Origin of the sequence: Streptomyces sp. NPDC001832 (genome assembly GCF_040297265.1) — a bacterium.
Taxonomy (GTDB): domain Bacteria; phylum Actinomycetota; class Actinomycetes; order Streptomycetales; family Streptomycetaceae; genus Streptomyces.
Window position 1 is genome coordinate 34,514 of the sequence record NZ_JBEOYU010000029.1, and the last position, 20,457, is coordinate 54,970.

The 20,457-nt window shown below is 69.1% G+C and carries 21 protein-coding genes; 12 read left to right on the forward strand and 9 right to left on the reverse strand.

Annotated features, from left to right (window positions below; genetic code table 11):
- Positions 1–256: 256 nt before the first annotated feature.
- The gene (locus ABT115_RS21625) at positions 257–3,268 is read left to right on the forward strand and encodes a carboxypeptidase regulatory-like domain-containing protein (RefSeq protein WP_351792226.1); all 3,012 of its coding nucleotides are present in this window, start codon (positions 257–259) and stop codon (positions 3,266–3,268) included.
- 115 nt (positions 3,269–3,383) lie between these two features.
- Positions 3,384–4,628: a glycosyl hydrolase family 28-related protein gene (locus tag ABT115_RS21630; protein ID WP_351792228.1), complete on the forward strand. Its 1,245-nt coding sequence runs from the start codon at positions 3,384–3,386 to the stop codon at positions 4,626–4,628.
- 189 nt (positions 4,629–4,817) lie between these two features.
- Here ABT115_RS21630 and ABT115_RS21635 read toward each other — a convergent pair whose 3' ends face one another.
- Entirely contained in the window at positions 4,818–5,465 is a 648-nt protein-coding gene (locus ABT115_RS21635; protein ID WP_351792319.1) for a response regulator, read from the reverse strand.
- 164 nt (positions 5,466–5,629) lie between these two features.
- Between ABT115_RS21635 and ABT115_RS21640 the strand changes: the two genes are divergently transcribed.
- Positions 5,630–6,574, forward strand: coding sequence for an ABC transporter ATP-binding protein (locus ABT115_RS21640; RefSeq protein WP_351792231.1), 945 nt, complete (start codon positions 5,630–5,632; stop codon positions 6,572–6,574).
- A gap of 5 nt (positions 6,575–6,579) precedes the next feature.
- Positions 6,580–7,377 carry an ABC-2 transporter permease family protein gene (locus tag ABT115_RS21645; protein ID WP_351792234.1) on the forward strand — a complete coding sequence of 266 codons (798 nt, stop codon included), beginning with the start codon at positions 6,580–6,582 and terminating at the stop codon, positions 7,375–7,377.
- Positions 7,378–7,429: 52 nt separating this feature from the next.
- Here ABT115_RS21645 and ABT115_RS21650 read toward each other — a convergent pair whose 3' ends face one another.
- The 5 genes from ABT115_RS21650 to ABT115_RS21670 all read right to left on the reverse strand — a co-directional run bounded on the left by ABT115_RS21650 (position 7,430) and on the right by ABT115_RS21670 (position 11,176).
- On the reverse strand, positions 7,430–9,118 hold the full coding sequence (locus ABT115_RS21650) for a sensor histidine kinase (protein WP_351792322.1): 1,689 nt from the start codon (positions 9,116–9,118) through the stop codon (positions 7,430–7,432).
- On the reverse strand, positions 9,118–9,432 hold the full coding sequence (locus ABT115_RS21655) for a phospholipase D-like domain-containing protein (RefSeq protein ID WP_351792325.1): 315 nt from the start codon (positions 9,430–9,432) through the stop codon (positions 9,118–9,120). The genes ABT115_RS21650 and ABT115_RS21655 overlap by 1 nt, the downstream gene beginning before the upstream one ends.
- Positions 9,433–9,434: 2 nt before the next feature.
- On the reverse strand, positions 9,435–9,887 hold the full coding sequence (locus tag ABT115_RS21660) for a hypothetical protein (RefSeq protein ID WP_351792338.1): 453 nt from the start codon (positions 9,885–9,887) through the stop codon (positions 9,435–9,437).
- A gap of 122 nt (positions 9,888–10,009) precedes the next feature.
- Positions 10,010–10,441 (reverse strand): hypothetical protein, encoded by a 432-nt coding sequence (locus ABT115_RS21665; RefSeq protein WP_351792237.1) that lies wholly within the window; start codon positions 10,439–10,441, stop codon positions 10,010–10,012.
- Between the two features lie 321 nt (positions 10,442–10,762).
- Positions 10,763–11,176 (reverse strand): ATP-binding protein, encoded by a 414-nt coding sequence (locus ABT115_RS21670; RefSeq protein WP_351792240.1) that lies wholly within the window; start codon positions 11,174–11,176, stop codon positions 10,763–10,765.
- A gap of 162 nt (positions 11,177–11,338) precedes the next feature.
- On the opposite strand from ABT115_RS21670, the gene ABT115_RS21675 reads away from it, so the two are divergent.
- Positions 11,339–12,217 (forward strand): helix-turn-helix domain-containing protein, encoded by an 879-nt coding sequence (locus ABT115_RS21675; protein WP_351792243.1) that lies wholly within the window; start codon positions 11,339–11,341, stop codon positions 12,215–12,217.
- On the forward strand, positions 12,214–12,423 hold the full coding sequence (locus ABT115_RS21680; protein ID WP_351792246.1) for a DUF397 domain-containing protein: 210 nt from the start codon (positions 12,214–12,216) through the stop codon (positions 12,421–12,423). Before ABT115_RS21675 ends, ABT115_RS21680 begins: the two co-directional genes overlap by 4 nt.
- A gap of 260 nt (positions 12,424–12,683) precedes the next feature.
- Here the strand turns inward: ABT115_RS21680 and ABT115_RS21685 are convergent, their stop codons facing one another.
- Complete coding sequence (locus tag ABT115_RS21685) at positions 12,684–13,988, reverse strand: LCP family protein (RefSeq protein ID WP_351792248.1); 1,305 nt, start codon at positions 13,986–13,988, stop codon at positions 12,684–12,686.
- A gap of 119 nt (positions 13,989–14,107) precedes the next feature.
- Here ABT115_RS21685 and ABT115_RS21690 point away from each other — a divergent pair, with 119 nt between their 5' ends.
- Positions 14,108–14,656 carry an acyl-CoA thioesterase gene (locus ABT115_RS21690; protein WP_266361095.1) on the forward strand — a complete coding sequence of 183 codons (549 nt, stop codon included), beginning with the start codon at positions 14,108–14,110 and terminating at the stop codon, positions 14,654–14,656.
- 65 nt (positions 14,657–14,721) lie between these two features.
- On the opposite strand, the gene ABT115_RS21695 is transcribed toward ABT115_RS21690, so the two are convergent.
- Complete coding sequence (locus ABT115_RS21695; RefSeq protein ID WP_502969139.1) at positions 14,722–16,185, reverse strand: LCP family protein; 1,464 nt, start codon at positions 16,183–16,185, stop codon at positions 14,722–14,724.
- Positions 16,186–16,261: 76 nt separating this feature from the next.
- Between ABT115_RS21695 and ABT115_RS21700 the strand changes: the two genes are divergently transcribed.
- Positions 16,262–17,380: a glycosyltransferase family 2 protein gene (locus ABT115_RS21700; protein WP_502969140.1), complete on the forward strand. Its 1,119-nt coding sequence runs from the start codon at positions 16,262–16,264 to the stop codon at positions 17,378–17,380.
- Positions 17,381–17,607: 227 nt separating this feature from the next.
- Complete coding sequence (locus ABT115_RS21705; protein ID WP_351792254.1) at positions 17,608–18,054, forward strand: Tn3 family transposase; 447 nt, start codon at positions 17,608–17,610, stop codon at positions 18,052–18,054.
- A gap of 203 nt (positions 18,055–18,257) precedes the next feature.
- Here ABT115_RS21705 and ABT115_RS21710 read toward each other — a convergent pair whose 3' ends face one another.
- A complete protein-coding gene (locus ABT115_RS21710) occupies positions 18,258–18,881 on the reverse strand; it encodes a type III effector protein (RefSeq protein ID WP_351792256.1) in 624 nt (207 codons plus the stop codon).
- Between the two features lie 128 nt (positions 18,882–19,009).
- On the opposite strand from ABT115_RS21710, the gene ABT115_RS21715 reads away from it, so the two are divergent.
- The 3 genes from ABT115_RS21715 to ABT115_RS21725 all read left to right on the forward strand — a co-directional run bounded on the left by ABT115_RS21715 (position 19,010) and on the right by ABT115_RS21725 (position 20,438).
- On the forward strand, positions 19,010–19,444 hold the full coding sequence (locus ABT115_RS21715) for an Hsp20/alpha crystallin family protein (RefSeq protein ID WP_351792259.1): 435 nt from the start codon (positions 19,010–19,012) through the stop codon (positions 19,442–19,444).
- Positions 19,445–19,534: 90 nt separating this feature from the next.
- Entirely contained in the window at positions 19,535–19,930 is a 396-nt protein-coding gene (locus ABT115_RS21720; protein ID WP_351792330.1) for a DUF2267 domain-containing protein, read from the forward strand.
- Between the two features lie 64 nt (positions 19,931–19,994).
- A complete protein-coding gene (locus ABT115_RS21725; protein WP_351792262.1) occupies positions 19,995–20,438 on the forward strand; it encodes a DUF2267 domain-containing protein in 444 nt (147 codons plus the stop codon).
- The last annotated feature ends 19 nt before the right edge of the window (positions 20,439–20,457 follow it).

The window sequence follows — 20,457 nt, forward strand, 5'->3', positions numbered from 1 at the left end:
GCGATTCGGGATGGTCACCGCCGCCGACATCGCCAGGGTGCGTGACGGTAGCAGGCCTTCTTGTCGAGAGCATGGCAACGATGTTTAGTTGCCCCGGCGGATGAATCCATCTGCTGTCGACCGAGAACCAGCGCACGGGTCGACCCCAGCTCAGCAGCATGGGAGTCACACATTGCGCACTTCGAGGCATTCCAGACCGGCCGCGCGGAGGATCTCCGCGCGACTGGCCGCGTTCACCGCGGCGGCTGTCGCAGTCATGGCTGCGGGATTACCCGCAGCCCAGGCTGCCACCGGCGCCGAGGCAGCCGCTCCGGGTACCGTCGCCACCGCGACGCATCCCGGGGGCGGTCTCGCCGCCTCCGGCGTCGGCTCGCACGGCGAGATCTCCGGCGCCGTCACCGACAGCTCCGGCAAGGCGCTTTCCGCCGCCTCCGTCGTAGCCGGTATCTACCGGTCGACCACCGACGCCCAGGGGCACTACAGCCTGACGGTGCCACCCGGCACCTACAAAATGGCCGCGTACGCCTACGGGTACGCGCCCAAGAAGGCCTACGGCGTCGTCGTCGACGGTGGTGGTACCGTCACGACCGACTTCGCGCTGGACGCGGTGGCCCGGCAGACCGTGACCGGTAAGGTGACCGACGGCTCCGGCCACGGCTGGCCGCTCTACACGAAGATCACCATCGAGGACGTGCCCGGCGCCCCGGTCTTCACCGACCCGTACACCGGCGCGTACAGCGTCGACCTGCCGCAGGGCGTCGACTACACCCTGCACTTCACCTCCGTGTACCCGGGCTACGAGGCGGTCACCAAGCAGGTGACCGTGGATGACGCGGCGCAGACCGTGAACGTCGCGGTCCCGGTGGACGCCCAGGCGGCCACGGCGCCCGGTTACCAGGTCAAGCGGTCCGGTCCGACCGAGCCCTTCGGCTCCACCGCCGGCGCCCCCGAGGGCTGGAGCGTGGTCAACGCCGACGGCACCACCGGTGGCTGGGCCTTCAACGACTTCGGTAACCGGGGTAACAAGACCGGTGGTTCCGGCGCCTTCGCCATGGTCGACAGTGACAAGATCGGCAGCGGCAAAAAGCAGGACAGCTCGCTGATCACGCCGGTCTTCGACCTGACCGGCAACGACAGCCCGCAACTGGAGTTCGACACCGACTACAAGAGCTACACCAACCAAACCGGCAACATCGACGTCAGCACTGACGGTGGTGCGACCTGGACCAACATCTGGAAGCGCACCACCACCCTGACCGGCCCTGCCCATGTCGAGCTTCCACTGACCGCCTACGCCGGGAAGCCCGGCGTGCAGCTGCGGTTCCACTTCACGGGCAGCTACGGCTACTGGTGGGAACTCGACAACGTGTTCGTGGGCAAGCGGACCTACGAGCCTGTCAACGGTGGCCTGGTGGCCGGTACCGTGAAGGACGCCAACACCGACGACGGCGTCGTCGGCGCCACTGTCGTCAACACCGACGCCTCGCAGGACAAGGCCATCACCGCGGCCACCCCGGACGACCCGGCGCTCGACGGCGGCTTCTACTGGATGTTCATTTCCAAGACCGGCAGCCACACCTTCACCGCCTCCAAGTCGCACTACGCCGACCTGGACAAGTCGGTGGACGTGGCGGCGGACAGCACCAACAAGGCGAACTTCAGCCTGAAGGCCGGCAAGCTGGCGTTCACCCCCGGCTCGATCGACAAGACGGTCGACTGGGGCAAGAAGGCCACCCAGGACCTGACGGTGAAGAACACCGGCGGTGCGCCTGCCAGCCTCACCCTGGGCGAGCAGCCGGGCGGCTTCACCCAGCAGGTCAAGGGCGGCGCTCCGCTCAACCTGGTGAAGGGCAACTACTCCCCGCTGGCCCTCAGCAAGGGCAAGACCTCGGATGCGGCTCCGGCAGCCAACGCGGCCGGTGATGCCTGGCAGCCGGTGGCCAACCTGCCGACCGCTGTGCAGGACAATGCGGTCGCCGTTTACGACGGCAAGGTCTACTCCGCCTTCGGCTACACAGGCAGCGCGGACACCAACGCGCTGTACGCCTACGACCCCGACAGTGGCTCCTGGACCAAGCTGGCCTCCGCGGCCGACACCCGCGAGGGCAACCCGGCCCACGGCTTCATCGGCGGCAAGCTGTACGTGGTCGGCGGCTGGGGTGCCGGCGGCGACCCCGACGCCAAGCTGGAGGTCTACGACCCGGCGTCGAACAGCTGGTCCACCAAGGCGTCCTCGCCCAAGCCGTACGCCGGTTCGGGCAGCGCGGTGCTCGGCGGCAAGCTGTACGTCGTCGGCGGCTGCACCAGCAGCTGTGGCACCACGGACGCCACGGTCTACGACCCGTCGTCGGACAGCTGGTCCCAGATCGCCTCCTACCCGGAGCCGATCTCCTGGCAGTCCTGCGGCGGCATCGACGGCAAGCTCTACTGCGCCGGTGGCAGCAACGGCAACAGTTCGACCAAGCACGCCTACGTCTACGACCCGGGCGCCGACAGCTGGTCGCCCATCGCCGACATGCCCGCCGACCTGTGGGGTTCGGCGTACAGCGTGGGCAACGGCATGCTGCTGGTCTCCAGCGGTGTCGTCAACAACAGCGCCGCCATCACCAACCAGGGCTACGCCTTCGACCCGGGCACCGGCAGCTGGACCGCCCTGCCCAACGCCAACACCAGCGTCTACCGTGTGGGCGCCGCCTCCGGTTTCTACAAGGTCGGCGGCAGCCCCGGCGGCAGCTCGACGCCGCCGGTGTCCACCGTCGAGGTGCTGCCCGGCTACGACCAGGGCGGCGAGTCCTCGGACGTCAGCTGGCTGTCCACGAGCAAGGACAAGGTGACACTCCAGCCCGGGGAGAGCACCACGATCACCGTCGACCTGGACGCCACGGTCCCCGAGGTCACCCAGCCCGGCGACTACACCGCGGCGCTGACCGTCCAGACCGACACCCCGTACGCCGGCGTCCCGATCGACGTGAAGATGCACGTCAACCCACCGAAGGACTGGGGCAAGTACGCCGGCACCGTGCTCGGCGCCGACGGCAAGGGCGGCACCGCGCCACTGGCCGGGGCGACCGTTCAGATCAACGCCTCGACGACGAGCTACACCCTGCGGACCGCCAAGGACGGCACCTTCGCCCTGTGGTTCGACACCCGCAACAACCCGGTCAACGTGGTCGTGGCCAAGGACGGCTACCAGCCGGTGGTCACCACGGTGAAGCTCAATAAGGGGGAGACGACGACCGACAACTTCACGCTGAAGAAGACCTCGTGACCTCGTGACCCTGTTCTGGTGAAACAGCGCGGGCCGACCCCTCGGGGCCGGCCCGCGCTAGGCTCCGTGCGACGCGTACGGGAACTGACGCGCATGGCACCACGGGGGCGTTCACATGGCACACGCAGAGCACGAGGCCGGCGGAGCGGGCGGGGTGTCCCGGCGAGCCGCGCTCTGGGGCGGCGTCGCCGTCGCGGCAGTGTCGGCGGCCGTCCTTCCGGGCGGCACGTCGCAGGCGGCGGAGGGTGCTCCGCAGGGTGGCTGGATCGACGTCACGGCGGCTCCGTACGGCGCGAAGGGCGACAACGCCACTGACGACGGGACCGCCCTGCAGGCGGCGTTCGACGCCTGTCCCGAAGGCGGCACGGTCTATCTGCCGCCCGGCATCTACAAGACGAAGCAGACGCTCCACATCCGCCGCCGGAACATCACCGTCCGCGGTGCTCATGCCGGGCGTTGGCCCTATGCCACCCAGGCCCCCTCCTGCGTCAAGCCCTTCTACGGCTCGTTCACCGGTGCGGCTCTGATCCGCATCCAGGACCGGGAGGAGACAGGCCTCGCGTACGACATCGAGGGCGTGCGCCTGGTCGACCTTGCGTTCAACGGTGTCTTCCAGCCGGGCCCGCTCGACGGGCTGTCGGCCAGCGGGCTGGTCCGGGACCTGGTCCTGGACCGGTGTTCCTTCTGGCAGTTCGACGGTCACGCGGTACGCACCGCGCGGTACATCAGGAGCGACGGAAGCCGTGCCTTCCCCAAGGGCTGGCGACTCAACGAGGTAACGGCGTGGGCGACTCGGGGCACGTACGACGGCTTCCGCCTCGAGCACCTCACCGATGCCCAGCTCACGGACTGCCTGGCGGGCGAGTGCCACACGGGCTTCTACCATGTGGCGCCCGGTGATGTGACGTACGCGTCCTGCCGGAGCGTATGGAACCGGGAGCACGGCTACCACCTCGACACGTACTCCGACGGCATCATCTACAACGGCTGCTCGACCGACCGCAACGGCAGGGACGGCTGGCATCTGACTGCCCGGGGCGCGGCCAACCGCCCGGTCCTGCTGTCGGGTTGCTACGCGCGACGTGACGGCAGGACCGACACCTCCGCCGCCGGGCTGCGCGTCCTGGGCGCGACCGACGCCCCGCACCCGCCGGTTGTCGTCAGCGGTTTCGTCGCGACGACCGGCGTGGACGACGGCGGCCAGGGAACCCTCTCCCCCGCCTACGGTCTGCGCGTCACCGCGAGCAAGCCGGTGGTGGTCGCCGCCGGATTCCTGGAGGGTACCTCTGCCGGGCTGTTCAAGGACGGGAGTGTCGTGAACGCCGACGCCTCGGTTCTGACGCAGACCGCCAGGCCGTAGTCGATTCGCTGACCGAGGCGGGCGTGAGCCGGATCTTCTCCGAGGAGATCTCCACCCGCGCGCTACCCATCGGCCCGAGCTGGACAAGGCCGTCGGGCTCGCCGGAGAACTGGGCGCCTCCGGCGTCCTCGCGTCACCTTCGTCGTCCACGAGCACGAGAGAGCGCCGAATGCCGTAAAGCACCCAGATTCACGAAGGCCCGACCAGCCCCGCTTCCCACGCGACGATCGCCGCCTCCACCCGGTTGCGTACGGCGAGTTTGCTGAGGATCGCGCTGACATGCGCCTTCACCGTGCCTTCGACCAGATGGAGGCGGGCGGCGATCTCGGCGTTGGACAGGCCGGAGCCGAGCAGCGAGAGGACGGTGTGCTCCCGTTCGGTCAGCCGCTCCAGCGAGTGGTGGAGCGGGGTGCCGTTCGTCAGGCGGCCGGTGCGCAGTCCGGCGATCACGCGGGCGGCGACCTTCGGAGACAGGTAAGCGCCTCCTGCGGCCACCGCGTGCACGCCCGACAGCAGCTCCCTGGGGTCGTCCGCCTTGAGCAGGAAACCGCTGGCACCGGCCTGCAGGGCGTGCGCGATGAAGTCGTCCTCGCCGAAGGTGGTCAGCATGATCACAGCGGTGCCAGGCAGTTCGCGGTGGATCTGCGCGGCGGCGGCGATCCCGTCGAGGAGGGGCATCTGGATGTCCAGCAGGGCCACGGCCGGGCGATGCACGCGCGCGGCCTTGACCGCCTCGTGCCCGTCCGGAGCCTCGGCGACGACCTCGATGCCGGGATCCCGCGCCAGGATCGCGCGTACTCCGGCGCGGACCATCGCCTCGTCGTCTGCCACCAGCACTCGTACCACCGGCACAGCCTAACCGCGGGCCGCAGCGGGCGGACTGCCCGATCGTCAGGGGGTTCCTGACGAAAGTAGGGGGTGTGATCACCGCCGCGCGGCCGATGCCCGGAGGGGGCGGCGATTCCTACGGTCGAGGCAGTACGGAAGACACCGGAGGACATGTGATCACGCTCAGAGGGCTGACGAAACGGTACGGCGGAACCGTTGCCGTGGACGGTTTGACGCTCGACATCAGGGAAGGGCAGGTGACCGGCTTCCTGGGCCCCAACGGGGCGGGCAAGTCCACCACCATGCGGATGATCCTCGGCCTGGACCACCCGTCCGAGGGCGAGGCACTCATCGACGGCAGGCCGTACTCATCACTGCGGCACCCGATCCGCGAGGTCGGAGCGCTGCTCGACGCGAAAGCGCTGCACCCGGCCCGCTCGGCGCGCAGCCATCTCCTCGCCCAGGCCCGCAGCAACGGCATCCCCGCGAAGCGCGTGGACGAGGTGCTGGAGACGGTGGGGCTGGCGAAGGTGGCCAAGCGGCGGGCCGGCGCGTTCTCGCTCGGCATGTTCCAGCGGCTCGGCGTCGCGGGAGCTCTGCTCGGCGATCCTGGGGTGCTCATCTTCGACGAGCCGGTCAACGGTCTCGACCCCGACGGGGTGCGCTGGGTGCGTGAGCTCGTACGGACGCAGGCCGCGCAGGGCCGCACCGTCTTCCTCTCCAGCCATCTGATGAGCGAGATGCAATTGACCGCAGACCGGCTCGTCATCATCGGGAAGGGCAGGCTGCTGGCGGACCAGTCCATGGCGGAGCTGCTGGCCGGCGGCCCGCAGGCCTCGGTGCGGGTGCAGGTCCCCGATCCGGAGGACCGGCGCGCGCTGGTCGACCAGTTGGCTTCGCGCGGCGGTGTGCGGGTCGAAATGGCCGCCGACGAAGCCGTTGTCATCAAGGGCAGCACCGTTGGGGAGGTCGGCGACCTCGCCCACCGGCTCGGCATCCGGCTGCATGAACTGTCCGGCGTTACCTCCTCATTGGAGCAGGTGTACATGGAACTGACCGCTCAGAGCGTGGAATACGGGGCGGGCGATGACCGGCCGGTACGACTGGCGGAGGTGTGAGCACGATGCCGAGCGTTGTGGACGCCGCAGTTCCCGAGCACCGTCACGAACACCACTCCGGAGGCGGGTTCACCGGTGCGGTCGCCGCCGAGTGGACCAAGATGTGGTCCGTCCGCTCGCCGTATGTCTGCCTGTCGGCGGGTGCGGTGGCGGCGGGCATCTTCGCCTTCTACTACGGCTCGATCGCCCGGATCAACGACAAGCCGCTCCAGCCCGTCGGCAATGCCCCGGTGACCTCCCTTCTTCTCGTGCAGTTCGCCGTCGTCGTGCTGGCGATGGTCACGGTGACGAGCGAGTACGCGACGAGCAGCGTGCGCGCCTCGCTGCTGTGGGTGCCGGTCAGGCGCCGGGTGCAGCTGGCCAAGTCGCTGGTGAGTGCCGCGGTGGCCTTCATCGCCGGAACCCTGTTCGGTGTGCTGGGGATCGCGGTGGCGTGGGTGCCCTTCCGCGGCCACGCGACCTTCGAGATGTCCGAGGCGCTGTCCCAGGTGCTGGCGATGGGCTTCTACTGCGCCCTGATCGCCGTGCTCACCGTGGGAGTGGCGTTCGCCCTGCGGGCCTCGGCCGGAGCGCTGGCGGTGCTCTTCACCCTGATCTCGGCCCTGCCGAGCGTACTCACCGGGCTGGGCGGCGACGTGCTGCTGACGATCAACGACTGCCTGCCGCAGACGGCAGGTACGTATGTGATGCAGGGCGCCGACGATGCCCCGTACCCACGGGTGGCAGCGATGGCGATCCTGCTGTCGTGGGCGGTCGTCGGCCACCTGGCCGGCCGGCTCGTTCTGCAAAGGCGCGACGCCTGAGGACTGCTCGGCGCGGCGCCGGTCAACAGCCGCCTCGAAGACGGGCCCGGACTCAGCCACCGCCCGGCCGACCGGGCAGCACGTCCTTGGCGGCCAGCCGGGAGCCCGACCAACAGAGCCGGTACACATCCACCTGTTCCAGCAGATTGGCGTTCGACCGGTAGAACTCGCAGTCCGCGCCTAAGGGCGCGGGCTGCGCCTTCATGTGGTCGGACGGGTAGCGGAAGGTCTGCTGCGGCAACACGGCCGCATAGCTGCTCCGTGGAGCGCCGATGCGAAGCGCCGCGTAGTCCAGTGGCCGCAGCACGCACGTGGCCAGCTGATAGGCAAGCAGGGCGGCGGACAGTGCTGTAACGAGCCCGATTCCCGCGGGAGCGCCGAAGGCGAGGGCGAATCGCCATCTGGCAGTGCGCCGGACTGAGGCGAGCCGACGTACCGATTCCGATTCTGATGCTGGATCCCAATCCGAATGTGTGTTCTCCGCGTTCTCCGCGTTCTCCGCGTTCTCCGCGAACGAGGCACCGGAGGTCTCTGCGGTCCCCGGCCGGTCGGTGCGCACCCGGTCTGGCAGGGTGGCGATCACTTCGAACCCGCCCTCGTGCGGCGCCGCCCGCAGTGTGCCTCCGATCATCAGAACCCGTTCCTGTAGCCCGGTCAGCCCGTGACCGCCCGACATGGTGTCCGCCAACCTCCCTGTGACGAAAGGTGAGTTGACCACCTGTACCTCGGTTCGGCCACCGTTCCGGGTGATCCGTACGCGTATTCCGCTGCCGGGGGCGTGCTTGATGGAGTTGGTCAGCGACTCCTGCACCACCCGGTACACCGCCCGGTCGACGAGCGGCGGCAGGGCGGGCACCTCGCCTTCACAACGCAGGACCACATCGACCCCGGATCCCCGCACACGTTCGACGAGTTGCTCCACGGACTCGACGGACGACACCATCGGCTCCGCAGTGGCACCGTCACGCAGAACGCCGATGGTGTCCCGCAGGTGACCGACCGCGTCCGCGACGCTTGCGCGCAGCTGGGCGAGGTCCTTCCGGTCCTGGCCCGTCAGTGTCGGCGAGAGCTCCAGAGCGCCCGCGCGCAACGCGATGAGGCTGAGCTCGTGCCCGAGCGAATCGTGCATGTCGGCCGCGATCCTCGCCCGCTCCCGCATGCGCGCCTGCTCCGCGACGTACCCCTGCTGCTTCTCAAGGCTGCGCGCGCGTTGCCAGCCGCCGTGTACCAACGCCTGCCGGGCCCTCCAGTAGCGGCCCGTCAGCCAGGGCAGCACCAGGGTCAGCGGTAAAAGCGTCATCGCGTAGAACCAGTACACCGCGTCGACCCGCAGTACGGCGCAGAGACCCAGATCGACTGCCAGGCAACCGGCGAGCATCGGCAGCGCCGGGCTCGTACCGGCCGACCTGGTGCCGAGCAGGAAGCTCAGCACCGCCAGGGCCAGCAGGTACGCGTTCGCCGGTGTGCCGGGGGAGGCCAGACCCAGCGCGCACAGCGCATGGACGAGGAACACGGCGACGCCGGGCCGTCGGCGGCTGCCCGGAATCGCCGCCGCCAGCACCAGCAGCGGTATCACGAGCCCCAGCGTCAGGGACGACCGCGCACGGTCCAGGTACCAGAGGAGACCGGCACCCGAAAGCACCGTCCACAACAACACGTCGCGGACGGCGTGCCCCGCCACTGCAGAGGTTGTGCGTTTCATCGACCACACGTCTGCCTCGTCCATACCCGTACGAGTCATCACCGGCCGAGGGTACCGAGAGCCTTCCTGCCGGGCCGCAGATAGCGGGCTTCCGGGCCTGTGAGCCAGTGCAGGTGGTCGACCAGTCGGCCGACTGTCCTCGTGTCGCGCAGGATGACGCCGATCTCCACGTTGTCGGTGAGGGCGCGACCGGTGAGGTTGGCACTGCCCAGAAAGGCGATGCGCCGATCCGCGGCTATCACCTTGGCGTGCAGGCTGCCGCGGGCGGAGTCGTCCGCGCGGCGCCAGATCCGGACATGGTCCCTGAGAGGACCGAAGGCGCGGGCAGCCGAGGTCGACTCTTCCAGGAGCAGATCTAACGGACGTTCCGTGTGGCGGCTGTACGGAGCTCCGTCACTATCTCCGCGATTCCGTACGCGGCGAAGCTCGCTATGAGCAGTGACTCGCGAGCGGAACGTATGACTTCGATGGCGATGCCGCTGGTGAGGCGGACGGGGATGGCGGAGCTCGTCGGGCCGCTCACCACGAGCTCCGCAGGTGGCTCTCTTTCTTCCTCGGTTGCTGTCGCCGTGGCGAGGGGCAGTGCGAGGGCCGTCCCGGGGAGTTGAGGGGCCTCGTCCTGCCACGCCTTCCGTACCGCGCTCAGCTGGGCGGCGAGGCCGGCTGCCGGGTGGTCGGCGGACCACCGGTCGAGCAGGGGATCCGCCGGGCCGTCAGCCGCGCGCAGATGGTGCTGCAGGTCGGCCAGCCGGTCTGCCGGGAGGCGCTGGCCGAGCGCCGCGAAAAGCCCGGGCAGCCGACCGGTCATGACAGGAAGGCGCCGAGATCCCCGGCGAGGGTCTCGACGAGGAGTGCGCGGTCCAGGTAGTGGTTGCCGCGTTCGCACGACGTCTCGGCGGGCTTTCGGACGGGCACAAACCCGGAGCGGAGTTACAGCGTCGGGCGTTGCTCGTCGAAGAGCTCGTCGACGCATGAGGCACTGGGGGCACGGAGAAGCCAGCGGGTCAGGGCGTCCATGTCGTCGCAGTCCGTGATGCGGTCGCGGGTCTCGTCGGGTACGTGGAGGGCGGTCTGTGCGAGGAGAAGCAGGACGCCCAGTGCCAGGCCATGGGCGCGGCCTTCGATCCGCAGGCGCTGAGCAGTCTCGGAGGGGAAGAACGCGAGGTCGGTTTCGGCCATGAGATTTCTCCACGTAGTGACGGCGGGGCGTTCGCCCAGGCCGAGTTCCACGATTTCGGCGAGGAGCAGATTGTCTACTGGGCGTTCCCGCGGCCTCGGCTCGGTGCCTTCGAGGAGCGGGACGGGCGGCTGGAGGACTGTCCCCGTGTAGGGAAGCGGGATGTCCGGCGATGAGTTGACCACGCAGAAAACGCTAGGGGTGGTACGCCAGTGACATATGCAGAACGTGACCGGTTCACACGTCGTAGTGAGGATGCGCTGAGGAGTTGACGGGACCGAGCGGGCCCGCCCTATTGCGGCGCCCCGGGCGAGTTCTCTTCATGGGGCGACGGCCCAGCCTCAAGGTCGAGAGCGAGTTCCTCGGCTGCGACCCCGAGGAAGTGGTACTCCGTCGCCGCCACGTGAGACGCCCTCTTATGTGTCGTGGGGCGCGGTGACGTGGCTCACCGGGTCGTGGGTTTCCGCGACCCGGTGGAGCGGTCGCGGTGCGAGGTTGATCTCGGCTCAGACCGCCTTGCGGGGGACGGGCCCGAGGTCGATGCCCCAGCGGTCGGCGAGTGCCTCGACGAGCAGCAGGCCGCGCCCTGATTCCGCGTCGTCGGCGGGGGCGGATGTGGTGCCGGGCGTGGGAGGTAGTTGCTCGTCCCGGGTGTCGGTCACCTCGATCCGCAGGAGTGCGTCGCGGTTGACGGCGACGCCCAGTTGGAAGTTCCGGCCCGGTACGTGGCCGTGGACCACGGCATTGGTGGCCAGCTCGGCGACGATGTGCGCGGCGTGCTCGGTGGGCAGGCCCCAGTCGCCCAGATGCGCCGTGGCGAGGAGACGGGCGAGTCTGGCGCCGCGGCGGGTGGGGGAGAGCAGCACGGTGAACTGCCGGGTGGGAGTGGAATGTTCGATTCGAGTGATTTCTTGGGTCACGGCACTCAGCCTGGACTGGTCTGCGTACGGTGAAGAGCGACGAGACGGTTACGTACGGTGATTGTCCCGTGCTTGTCCAGTGCTGTCCCGGCTGTCCGGGGTGACGTGCTGGGGACGACCAGGGTTGAGCAGGAACACATGCACGTCGGAAGTGGGGCACGGATGAGCGTGGATGAGACCAGTACGGAGCGCGGGGACGGCGGGGCGGACGAGCCCGGTTGGGATGTCGATCCCGATGACGAGTCGGGGGTGGCGGTGGTCGCTGCGGTGGGCCGCCAGATCAAGGCGTGGCGGGAGGCGGCTGGGCTGCGGGCCGGCGAGTTCGGGGCGGCGATCGGGTACGGCGAGGACCTCGTCTACAAGGTGGAGGGCGGTCGGCGTATCCCCCGGCCGGAGTTCCTGGATCGGGCGGACGAGGTGCTGGGTGCGGGCGGGAAGCTCGCTGCGATGAAGCGGGACGTGGCGGAGGTCCGGTACCCGAAGAAGGTACGGGAGCTTGCGAAATTGGAGGCCCGAGCGGTGGAGTTGCTGGCCTATGGCAACAGCAGCTTCCATGGCCTGCTGCAGACGGCGGAGTACGCGCGTGCGTTGTTTGCGATGCGGCAGCCCGCGTATCCGCAGGATGAGGTCGAACGGGGCGTGGCGGCGCGCATGGCTCGGCAGGCCATCTTCGAGCGGTCACTCGGCCCGACGCTCGGGTTCGTCCAGGAAGAAGTGGTGCTCCGGCGCCCTCTTGGAGGCAAGATGGTGTTGCGACGCCAACTCGAACACCTTCTGGAGGTCAGCGAGTTGCGGGGCGTCACGGTTCAGGTGATGCCGATGGACCGCGAGGAGCATGCGGGAATCGACGGGGAGATCCAGGTGCTGAAGTTCAAGGACGGTACGGCGGTGGGACGCTCCGAGGGGGCGTTCGGTGGCCGCCCCGTCTCTGATCCGAAGCAGCTCCGAATCCTTGAGCTGCGCTATGGCATGGTCCGGGCCCAGGCTCTCACCCCTCGGGAGTCGATGGCCTTCATCGAGCAAGTGCTGGGAGAGACATGATCCGCAAGCTGTCTGCCGGGGACGCTTCCGCGTTGGAGTGGGTCAAGAGCAGCTATAGCGACAGCAGTAACGGCAGCGAGTGCGTTGAGGTGGCGAGGACCTCCGACGCGGTACATGTCCGCGACTCGAAGAACCTGCCAGGGCCACATCTTGGTTTCGAACCGACAGCGTGGGCGAGCTTCGTATCGTTCATGTTGGTGGGCTGATCACCGCGCCCCGAGCCCGTTGAGTCGGGCGTCGGGGCGCGCTGATGCTGTCAGAAGAGCCCGTTGGGATGGGCGAACAACCCGTCCTGGAAACCCGCGTCGGGATCGGGCCGTGTTTCCGCCTCGGGCTATCGCTTCGGAGCAGCCCCTTTTCCTCGCCCCGGGGACGTGGAGACCAGCCTTCTGTTCCGAACCGCCCCGCGCCCGAGGCGAAACGGGGCCCGGACGGCGAACCGTCCGGGCCCCGCGTCCGCCTGCCGTCAGTTGTCGGAGACGGTGACCTTCTCGTCGTTGTTGAGCTGGTCCACCAACTGCTCGACCTTGGCCTTGTCCCAGATCAGATTGCCGCCGGTGGAACCCGAGATGGGCATGTTCATGGACGTGCCGTCGCCGCCCGTGACGCCCTTCATGGCGAAGAACATCTGCCCCAGAGCCCAGAGCGACATGTCCTCGTCCACGATCAGGGTGTCCAGACCGGCGCTCATCGTCGGGTAGAACTTGAACGGGTTGAGGATCGTGGACGGCGTCGCCGCCTGGTTCGCCAGCGCCGCGAGGAACTTCTGCTGGTTCTTCGTACGGTCCAGGTCGCTGCCCGCGAACGCGTACCGGGTCCGCACGAAGGCGAGCGACTGCTCGCCGTTCAGCGTCTGCTTGCCCGCCTTGAAGTCGGCGCCGGACTTCTCGTCCTTGAACGCCTTGGGGATGTCCAGCTCCACCCCGCCCATCGCGTCCACGATGTTGGCGAAGCCACCGAAGCCGATCTCGACGTAGTGGTCGATGTGCAGCCCGGTGTTGAACTCGACGGTACGGACCAGGAGTTCGGGACCGTCCTCGGCGTATGCGGCGTTCAGCTTGGTGAAGCGGCCACGGGCCGGGTAGAGCTTGCCCGAGTCGGATCCCTTGTACGAGGGGATCTCGACGTTCGAGTCACGCGGCAGGGAGATCAGCGTCGGGCCGTTCGACCCGTCGTGCAGGATCATCATCGAGTCGGTCCGCTTGCCCTCGGCGGAGCCGGTGTGGAGCCTCTTCTTGTCCTCGTCCGACATGCCCGCGCGGCTGTCGGAACCGACGATCAGGTAGTTGGTGCCGTCGCCCTCCTCCGGCCGCTCGATGACCTTGGAGAGGTCCACCTCGCGCTTGAGCTTGGAGTCGGCCCAGAAGTACGTGCCTATGGAGACCGCGAGCACCACGACGGCCAGGGACAGCGCGCCTACCTTTATTCGGCGGCCCCAGTTGGGCGCCGGACGACTCTGGACGTGACCGCTGTCGCTCCGGCCGCCGCCACCGTAGCCATTGCCCCGGCCGCCGCCGTTGCCGCCGCCGCTGTAGACCTGGCCCGTGTTGTAGCCGCTGTCGTACCCCGCGCCGGCGTCGTAGCCGCCGGAGTACTGCGGCGGCTGCCGCTGCCGGGGCGGTGTGGGCCGCTGCTGCGGCGGTGGTGGTGCGGGACGTCGCTGTACGTGCCGCATCACGCGGGCGCCCTCGGGCCGGTCGCTGTCGCTGCCCTGCCCGTAGCGGTTGCCGCTGCGGTTGTCGTCGGTCCAGCCCTCGGGCCAATCGCTCATGCGGTCCAGTGTGCAGGCCGGGCCCACACCCCTTACAGAGGGTACGGGAAATCGCATCAGGGCTGTTGCGAAGCTGATGCATTGCTGCCGGGTGGAAGTCCCCGCATAAGGTGGACGGTATGACAGATCAGGCCCCACGCCCGGAGGGCGATATTCCGGGCAAGCCGACCGCCGCTTCCCGTACCACCCTCAGCCACATCATGACCGGCAGTGACACCAATCTGCTGGGCACGGTGCACGGTGGCGTGATCATGAAGCTGGTCGACGACGCGGCGGGCGCCGTGGCCGGCCGGCACTCCGGCGGACCCGCGGTGACGGCCTCGATGGACGAGATGGTCTTCCTGGAGCCGGTCCGGGTGGGTGACCTTGTTCACGTCCGCGCCCAGGTGAACTGGACGGGCCGCTCCTCGATGGAGGTCGGCGTCCGGGTCATGGCCGAGCGGTGGAACGAATCCACCCCCGCCCAGCAGGTCGGCAGTGCGTATCTGGTGTTCGCCGCGGTCGACGCGGACGGCAAGCCGCGCCCCGTACCGCACGTGATCCCGGAAACCGAACGCGACAAGCGGCGCTACCAGGAGGCGCAGATCCGGCGCACCCACCGCCTCGCCCGCCGCCGCGCGATCAAGGAACTGCGCGAGAAGCGCGTGGCGGACGGCATCGAGGACTGAGAGCCTGTCAGGTGACCTCTGATCGGGCGGCCACGCCCTGGCACTGAACCCCGACGTGCCCGCGGTCACGGGCAGATCATCTGGTCGCCCGTGACCGTGCCGAATTCGCCGCGGTTCGTCTCCTCGGCCCGTACCCGCTGCACCTTCTCGAAGTCCGCGCCCGCCGTCACCTTCATCGTGGGGCCCTGCCCCTTCACCGCCCGCAGCTCGGCCCCGGGCAATGCCACGGCCAGGGACTTCGCGGACTGGTCCCAGCGCGGGTCGTAGGTGATCAGGGTGTGCTTGAGATCCTGCGGCTCCCCGTTCTGCGGGGCCCGCGTGGTGTTGAAACCTGTGGCGCGCAGTGCGTTGTCGACCGCCTTGCCGAGCCCGTCCTTCGAAGTCCCGTTGTAGACCTGGACCCGGATCTGCCGCGGGGCGACACCGACCTTCATCACGTCCTTCGGCTGCTCGGGCCGCTCCGGGGCGAGCGGCCGGTCGTCGCGCAGTGCCTTGAAGAGCTTCTTCGACTTCTGCTCGTCCCACTTGACCGTGGTGCCGATGCCCTTGACCGGGTGGGCGACGTTTCCCAACGGTACGGAGGCGAACTCGGTTGAGGCGGGGGAGAAGCCGCGCATCGCCTGGCCGAGCTCCAGCATCTGCTCCGTACCGAACCCCGTGTCGGCCCGGACCGAGCTCAGCATAATCGAGGCGACGTCCCGGAACTTCACCGGGTTCAGCAGCACACCGCTGCTGGTCGCCTGCTTGATCAGCGAGGCGAGGAACTTCTGCTGGCGCTGCATCCGACCCAGGTCGGAGGCCCCGTCGATATGCCGGGAGCGCACGTAGCGGAGCGCCTGCCCGCCGTCCAGATCATGGGTGCCCGCGGGGAGATCGAGACCGGTGTACGAGTCCTTCAGCGGCCGGGCCGCGCAGATCCGCACCCCACCCAGGGCGTCCACCGTCTTCATGAAGCTGGTGAAGTCGACCTCCAGGTAGTGGTCGATCTTGACGTCCGTCATCTGCTCGACGGTCCGCACGGCCAGACCGGGCCCGCCCTCGGCGTAGGCGGCGTTCAGCTTCACCGGGTGGGCGGCGCGCATCCGGCCGGTGGCCCGGTCCTTGTGCTCGGGGATCTCGGCGTAGCTGTCCCGCGGCAGCGAGACGATGCTTGCGCGCTCCTTGTCCGCGGACAGATGCACCAGCATGACCGTGTCGGTGCAGTTGCAGGGCGCACCGCCCAGGCGGTACTTCTTCTTCTCTTCCTGAGTGATCTTGTCGCGGCCGTCGGTGCCCACGAGCAGCAGATTCGTGCCGTAGCCCGCCCGGGGCCGGTTCTTCATGTCCTTGAACGGGTCGATCCGGTCGATCCCGGTCTCCAGGCTGGTCACCACAGCATGGCCGACGCCGCCGGCCCCGAGCACCAGCACGGAAATTCCGGTCACCAGCCGCATGCCCCAGCGCGGCCGTTCGTCCTGCTTTCTGGACCTGCGCTGCGGCGGAAGAGGGCGGGAGCGCGGTGAACGGGGGGAGGGGTGCGGCGTGGGCACAGGGGGAACCTCCGCGGTGCAAGGGGGATCGTTCGCACAGTAGGCCCATACGATCTGCGGTCTGCGAAGCCACCCGGTGGCGCGCGCCGGTGTCCCCCCATTCGCGGTAACGTGGCGGCCGAATAACGCCGCCTGGTGGGGTGCGACCCCCCGGCGCCCCGAGGACCACCCGAGGACCACCATGTCTGCCGCGCAGCACCCCGCCGTCTCCGTGATCATGCCGGTGCTCAATGAGGAACGCCATCTCAGGAACTCCGTCCGGCACATCCTGGAGCAGGAGTACGCAGGTGAGATGGAGGTGGTGATCGCGCTGGGTCCCTCCACGGACCGTACGGACGAGATCGCCGCGGAGCTGGTACGCGAGGACCCCCGGGTCCACACCGTCCCGAACCCGACGGGCCGCACCCCCGCCGCCCTCAACGCCGCGATCAAGGCCTCCCGCCACCCCATAGTCGTGCGGGTCGACGGTCACGGCATGCTCTCGCCGAACTACATCGCGACGGCAGTCCGTCTCCTCGAGGAGACGGGCGCGCAGAACGTCGGCGGCATCATGCACGCCGAGGGCGAGAACGCCTGGGAGGACGCCGTGGCAGCGGCCATGACGTCGAAGATCGGCGTCGGCAACGCGGCCTTCCACACCGGCGGCAAGGCAGGCCCGGCCGAGACCGTATATCTCGGTGTGTTCCGCCGTGAGGCCCTGGAGAAGGCGGACGGCTACAACGTGGAGTTCATCCGCGCCCAGGACTGGGAGCTGAACTTCCGCATCCGCGAGGCGGGCGGTCTGATCTGGTTCTCGCCCGAGCTGAAGGTGCAGTACCGGCCGCGGCCCTCCATCAAGGCGCTCGCCAAGCAGTACAAGGACTACGGCCGCTGGCGGCACGTCGTCGCCCGCTACCACTCCGGTTCGATCAATCTGCGCTACCTGGCGCCGCCCACCGCCGTCTGTGCGATCGCGGCGGGCATCGTGGCCGGTGCGGCGCTCACCCCGTGGGCTTTCGTCGTCCCCGCCGGGTACGTCGCGGCGATCGTCGCCGGGTCCGTCCCGGCGGGCAAGGGCTTGTCGCTGAAGGCGCGGGCACAGATCCCGGTGGCCCTCGCGACCATGCACATGTCGTGGGGGTACGGCTTCCTGACCAGTCCGCGCTCGCTGGCGAAGAAGGTCATCGCCAGCCGGCGCCCGGCCGTCACGGTTTAGGGCGTGTTTCGAAAGTCCCGCCTGCCCCGCGACGCCTGGCGCGCTGCCGTTCGTCCGTCAGGTTCAGGACTCCGGCGGTCTCCCCTTCTTGAGTCCCCGTCGCGTCGACGATGGCGGTGAGGGCGGCCTGGGCATCCGAGGGCCAGGGGAGGTCGGATATGAGATCAATATCCGTCGAAGCCGCGTCAGGTGAACGCCACCTACACCGCCTTCCGCGAGGTCGCCGCGTGATTCGCACCGTGCAGCTCCTGCGCTATCTCTCAGATGCCCCGCTTCGCCGGCGGGTGACGGCGGCGACGAACAAGGTCGAGTCGTTCAACCGGTTCTCGCAGTGGATCGGGTTCGGCAACCGCGGCGTCATCGCGGACAACGACCCGGTCGAGCAGGAGAAGGCGATGAAATTCAATGCTTTGCTCACGAACGCGGTCATTTTTCACAACGCCCTGGACATCGCCGAGATCGCCCGGCAGCTGCTGGAAGAGGGCTGGACGATCGATCCGGAGGACCTGGCGCACATCTCGCCGTACCTGACCGAGCACATCAACCGGTTCGGCGAGGACTCCACGCACGAGCTGGGCATCCAGCCCGAGGCGTACGACCCGAAGCTGGACGTGGACTTCACCCCGCTGCGCGAGCAGGACCCGGCCGCGGCCGGCTTCGGTCAGGCCGCCTGAAAGGCCAGGGCCGGTCCGCAGCCTGGCACGAACCGGTGCCTCGACACCTTGGCCACCAACTGCGTCCGCCCCCGTCCAGGCACTGCTTGGTGAGGGAGCAGGCCAGGTGGGCCCGCAGGCCGGCCGCGTTGGTCTCCGGGTCTCCCCTCGTGTGCCCGGGGGCGGACGTTGACCGGGTTGCTGTCGCGGTGCGCCGGGCGGGGTCAGGGAGGTGTGAGGGTGTCGAGCCGGGCGGTGAGGTCGGGGTGGGCGGCGGCCAGGTGCGGGCGGGCAGCGGTCAGGGGGGCGATGAGGTCGGCGGGATCGTCGTGGGCGAGGGCCGCGTGGAGCTCGCTGATCGGGCGGTGGGCGGCGGGGGGAAGGTCGGTGAGTGCGGTGATCTGGCCGGCGAGGCGGCGCAGGTCGGCCGCGTTGCGGCAAGCCCAGGCGGCGGTGCTGCGGTCGGCGGCCCGGGCCTGACGGGTGGCCTGGACACGCTGCTCGCCGGTGGTCCCGGCCGGGCCGGGACGGCCGCGCAGGTAACGGCGTTCGGCGGCCTGGCGGCTGGCGACGCCGAGGGGGTGGGCGAGGTCGGCCCAGCTGGCGCCCGCGTTGCGGGCCGTTTCGATCAGGCTGGTCTCCCACCCGGCGAGCTGCTCGCGCACCTGCCGCAGCAGCGACAAGGAGGCCAGGGCCTGTTCCGGACCGGGGGCGGGGGCGTTTGGGGTCTTGTGCTGGGCTTCGCGCAGGGCGGCGTCTATGGCGTTAAGGGCCGCCGCGGCGGCAAGGAACGGCACCGGGCCGTGGGCGTCGGTGCGGGACAGAGACGGCTGGTCGGCCGGGGTCACGGACACCTCCCTCGGGTTGTCATCAGGCTGACGACATCATGTTTGTCATCCATTGGATGACATGCTACAACGGTGTCAGTGAGGCGCATTGGCAGTAACTGCCTGAACCTGCTGGAGGTGTTTTCACGATGTTGATGCGCACTGACCCCTTCCGTGAGCTGGACCGGCTGGCGCAGCAGCTGATGGGCCCGGGTACCTGGTCGAGGCCATCGGCGATGGCGATGGACGCCTACCGCGAGGGTGACGAGTATGTGGTGGCCTTCGACCTTCCCGGCGTCACCGCGGACGCGATCGACATCGACGTCGAGCGGAACATGCTGACCGTCAAGGCCGAGCGCCGGCCGGTGGCGAAGTCCGACGACGTGCAGATGGAGCTGTCCGAGCGGCCGCTGGGCGTCTTCTCCCGCCAGATCGTGCTCGCCGACACCCTCGACACCGAGCACATCCAGGCCGACTACGACGCGGGCGTGCTCACCCTGCGCATCCCGATCGCCGAGCGCGCCAAGCCCCGCAAGATCTCCATCGGCGTCGGATCCGACGGCCGCAAGGAGATCTCCGGCTGACACCGGCCGGACGGGTGCGGAGGGCACCTGATCTCCCCTCCGCCCTCCGCACCCCGTGGGCAGTCCGAAGAACAAGGGGTGGTGGCCGAGATGACTCTGCGGCGCGAGGCGTTCCTCGACCATGTGAAGGAACGCGGTGAGTACGACACTGTGGAGGAAGCCGAGCGCGCCGCCCGCGTGGTGCTCGCCCTGCTCGGCGCGCACCTGGTCGGCGAAGTCCGCGCCCAGCTCGCAGCCCGCCTGCCGGAGGACTTCGCCCTCATCCTCCTCAACCCGCTGCAGAGCGCCGAACCGCTGTCGCCGGAGCGGTTCGTGCGGGCGACCGCAGCCTGGATCGAGGGCGCCACCGAGCAGACCGTGACGTGGGATGTCAGCGCAGTGCTGTCCACGGTCGCCGACACTGCCGGCGACGACCTCCTCAAAGAGATCCTGCTCCAGCTCCCCGCCGGCTACGACCTCCTCTTCGGCCGCCCGCAGCCCACCTGACCACTGTCTCGGTGCCGCACACCGGCACCACCCCACCCTGGCTCCACGAAAGGTATGCACCGCAGTGATCACCGACGTGCGCGCACCGCTTGAGCACCAGCAGCCATGCGGGACGGCGTATGAGCAGATGCTGGAGAAGGTCCGCTACGAAGGCGCCTACCCCACCCGCGAGAAAGCGGACGAAGCCGTCCGCCTGGTCCTCGCGGGGCTGGGACGCCAGTTGACCGGCGACGAGCGCGTCGACCTGGCCGCCCGGCTGCCCCTGGAGGCCGCACGTGTCCTGACCGCGCAGATCCCCGACACGCAGCCGCTTACCGGCTGGGCCTTCGTCAAGGACCTCGCCGCCCGCACCGGCGCCTCCCTCGCCACCACCCGCTGGGACACCGGCTCCGTCTTCTCCGCCGTCGCGGCCTGTGCCGGCCCCGACCTCCTGACCCGCATCCTGCACCAGCTCCCCTCCGGCTACGCGCTGCTGTTCGGCCGCGCCGAACTCACCCCCGCCGCGTAAACGGGCACCCGGCAGCCGC

Bases quoted from the DNA above. Each gene is read 5' to 3' on its own strand.
- ABT115_RS21660 (WP_351792338.1), bottom strand. From the start codon at position 9,887: ATGACCGGTCGGCTGCCCGGGCTTTTCGCGGCGCTCGGCCAGCGCCTC.
- ABT115_RS21715 (WP_351792259.1), top strand. From the start codon at position 19,010: ATGTTGATGCGCACTGACCCCTTCCGTGAGCTGGACCGGCTGGCGCAG.
- ABT115_RS21675 (WP_351792243.1), top strand. From the start codon at position 11,339: ATGAGCGTGGATGAGACCAGTACGGAGCGCGGGGACGGCGGGGCGGAC.
- ABT115_RS21685 (WP_351792248.1), bottom strand. From the start codon at position 13,988: ATGAGCGATTGGCCCGAGGGCTGGACCGACGACAACCGCAGCGGCAAC.
- ABT115_RS21720 (WP_351792330.1), top strand. From the start codon at position 19,535: ATGACTCTGCGGCGCGAGGCGTTCCTCGACCATGTGAAGGAACGCGGT.
- ABT115_RS21650 (WP_351792322.1), bottom strand. From the start codon at position 9,118: ATGACTCGTACGGGTATGGACGAGGCAGACGTGTGGTCGATGAAACGC.
- ABT115_RS21625 (WP_351792226.1), top strand. From the start codon at position 257: ATGGCTGCGGGATTACCCGCAGCCCAGGCTGCCACCGGCGCCGAGGCA.
- ABT115_RS21630 (WP_351792228.1), top strand. From the start codon at position 3,384: ATGGCACACGCAGAGCACGAGGCCGGCGGAGCGGGCGGGGTGTCCCGG.
- ABT115_RS21680 (WP_351792246.1), top strand. From the start codon at position 12,214: ATGATCCGCAAGCTGTCTGCCGGGGACGCTTCCGCGTTGGAGTGGGTC.
- ABT115_RS21645 (WP_351792234.1), top strand. From the start codon at position 6,580: ATGCCGAGCGTTGTGGACGCCGCAGTTCCCGAGCACCGTCACGAACAC.
- ABT115_RS21690 (WP_266361095.1), top strand. From the start codon at position 14,108: ATGACAGATCAGGCCCCACGCCCGGAGGGCGATATTCCGGGCAAGCCG.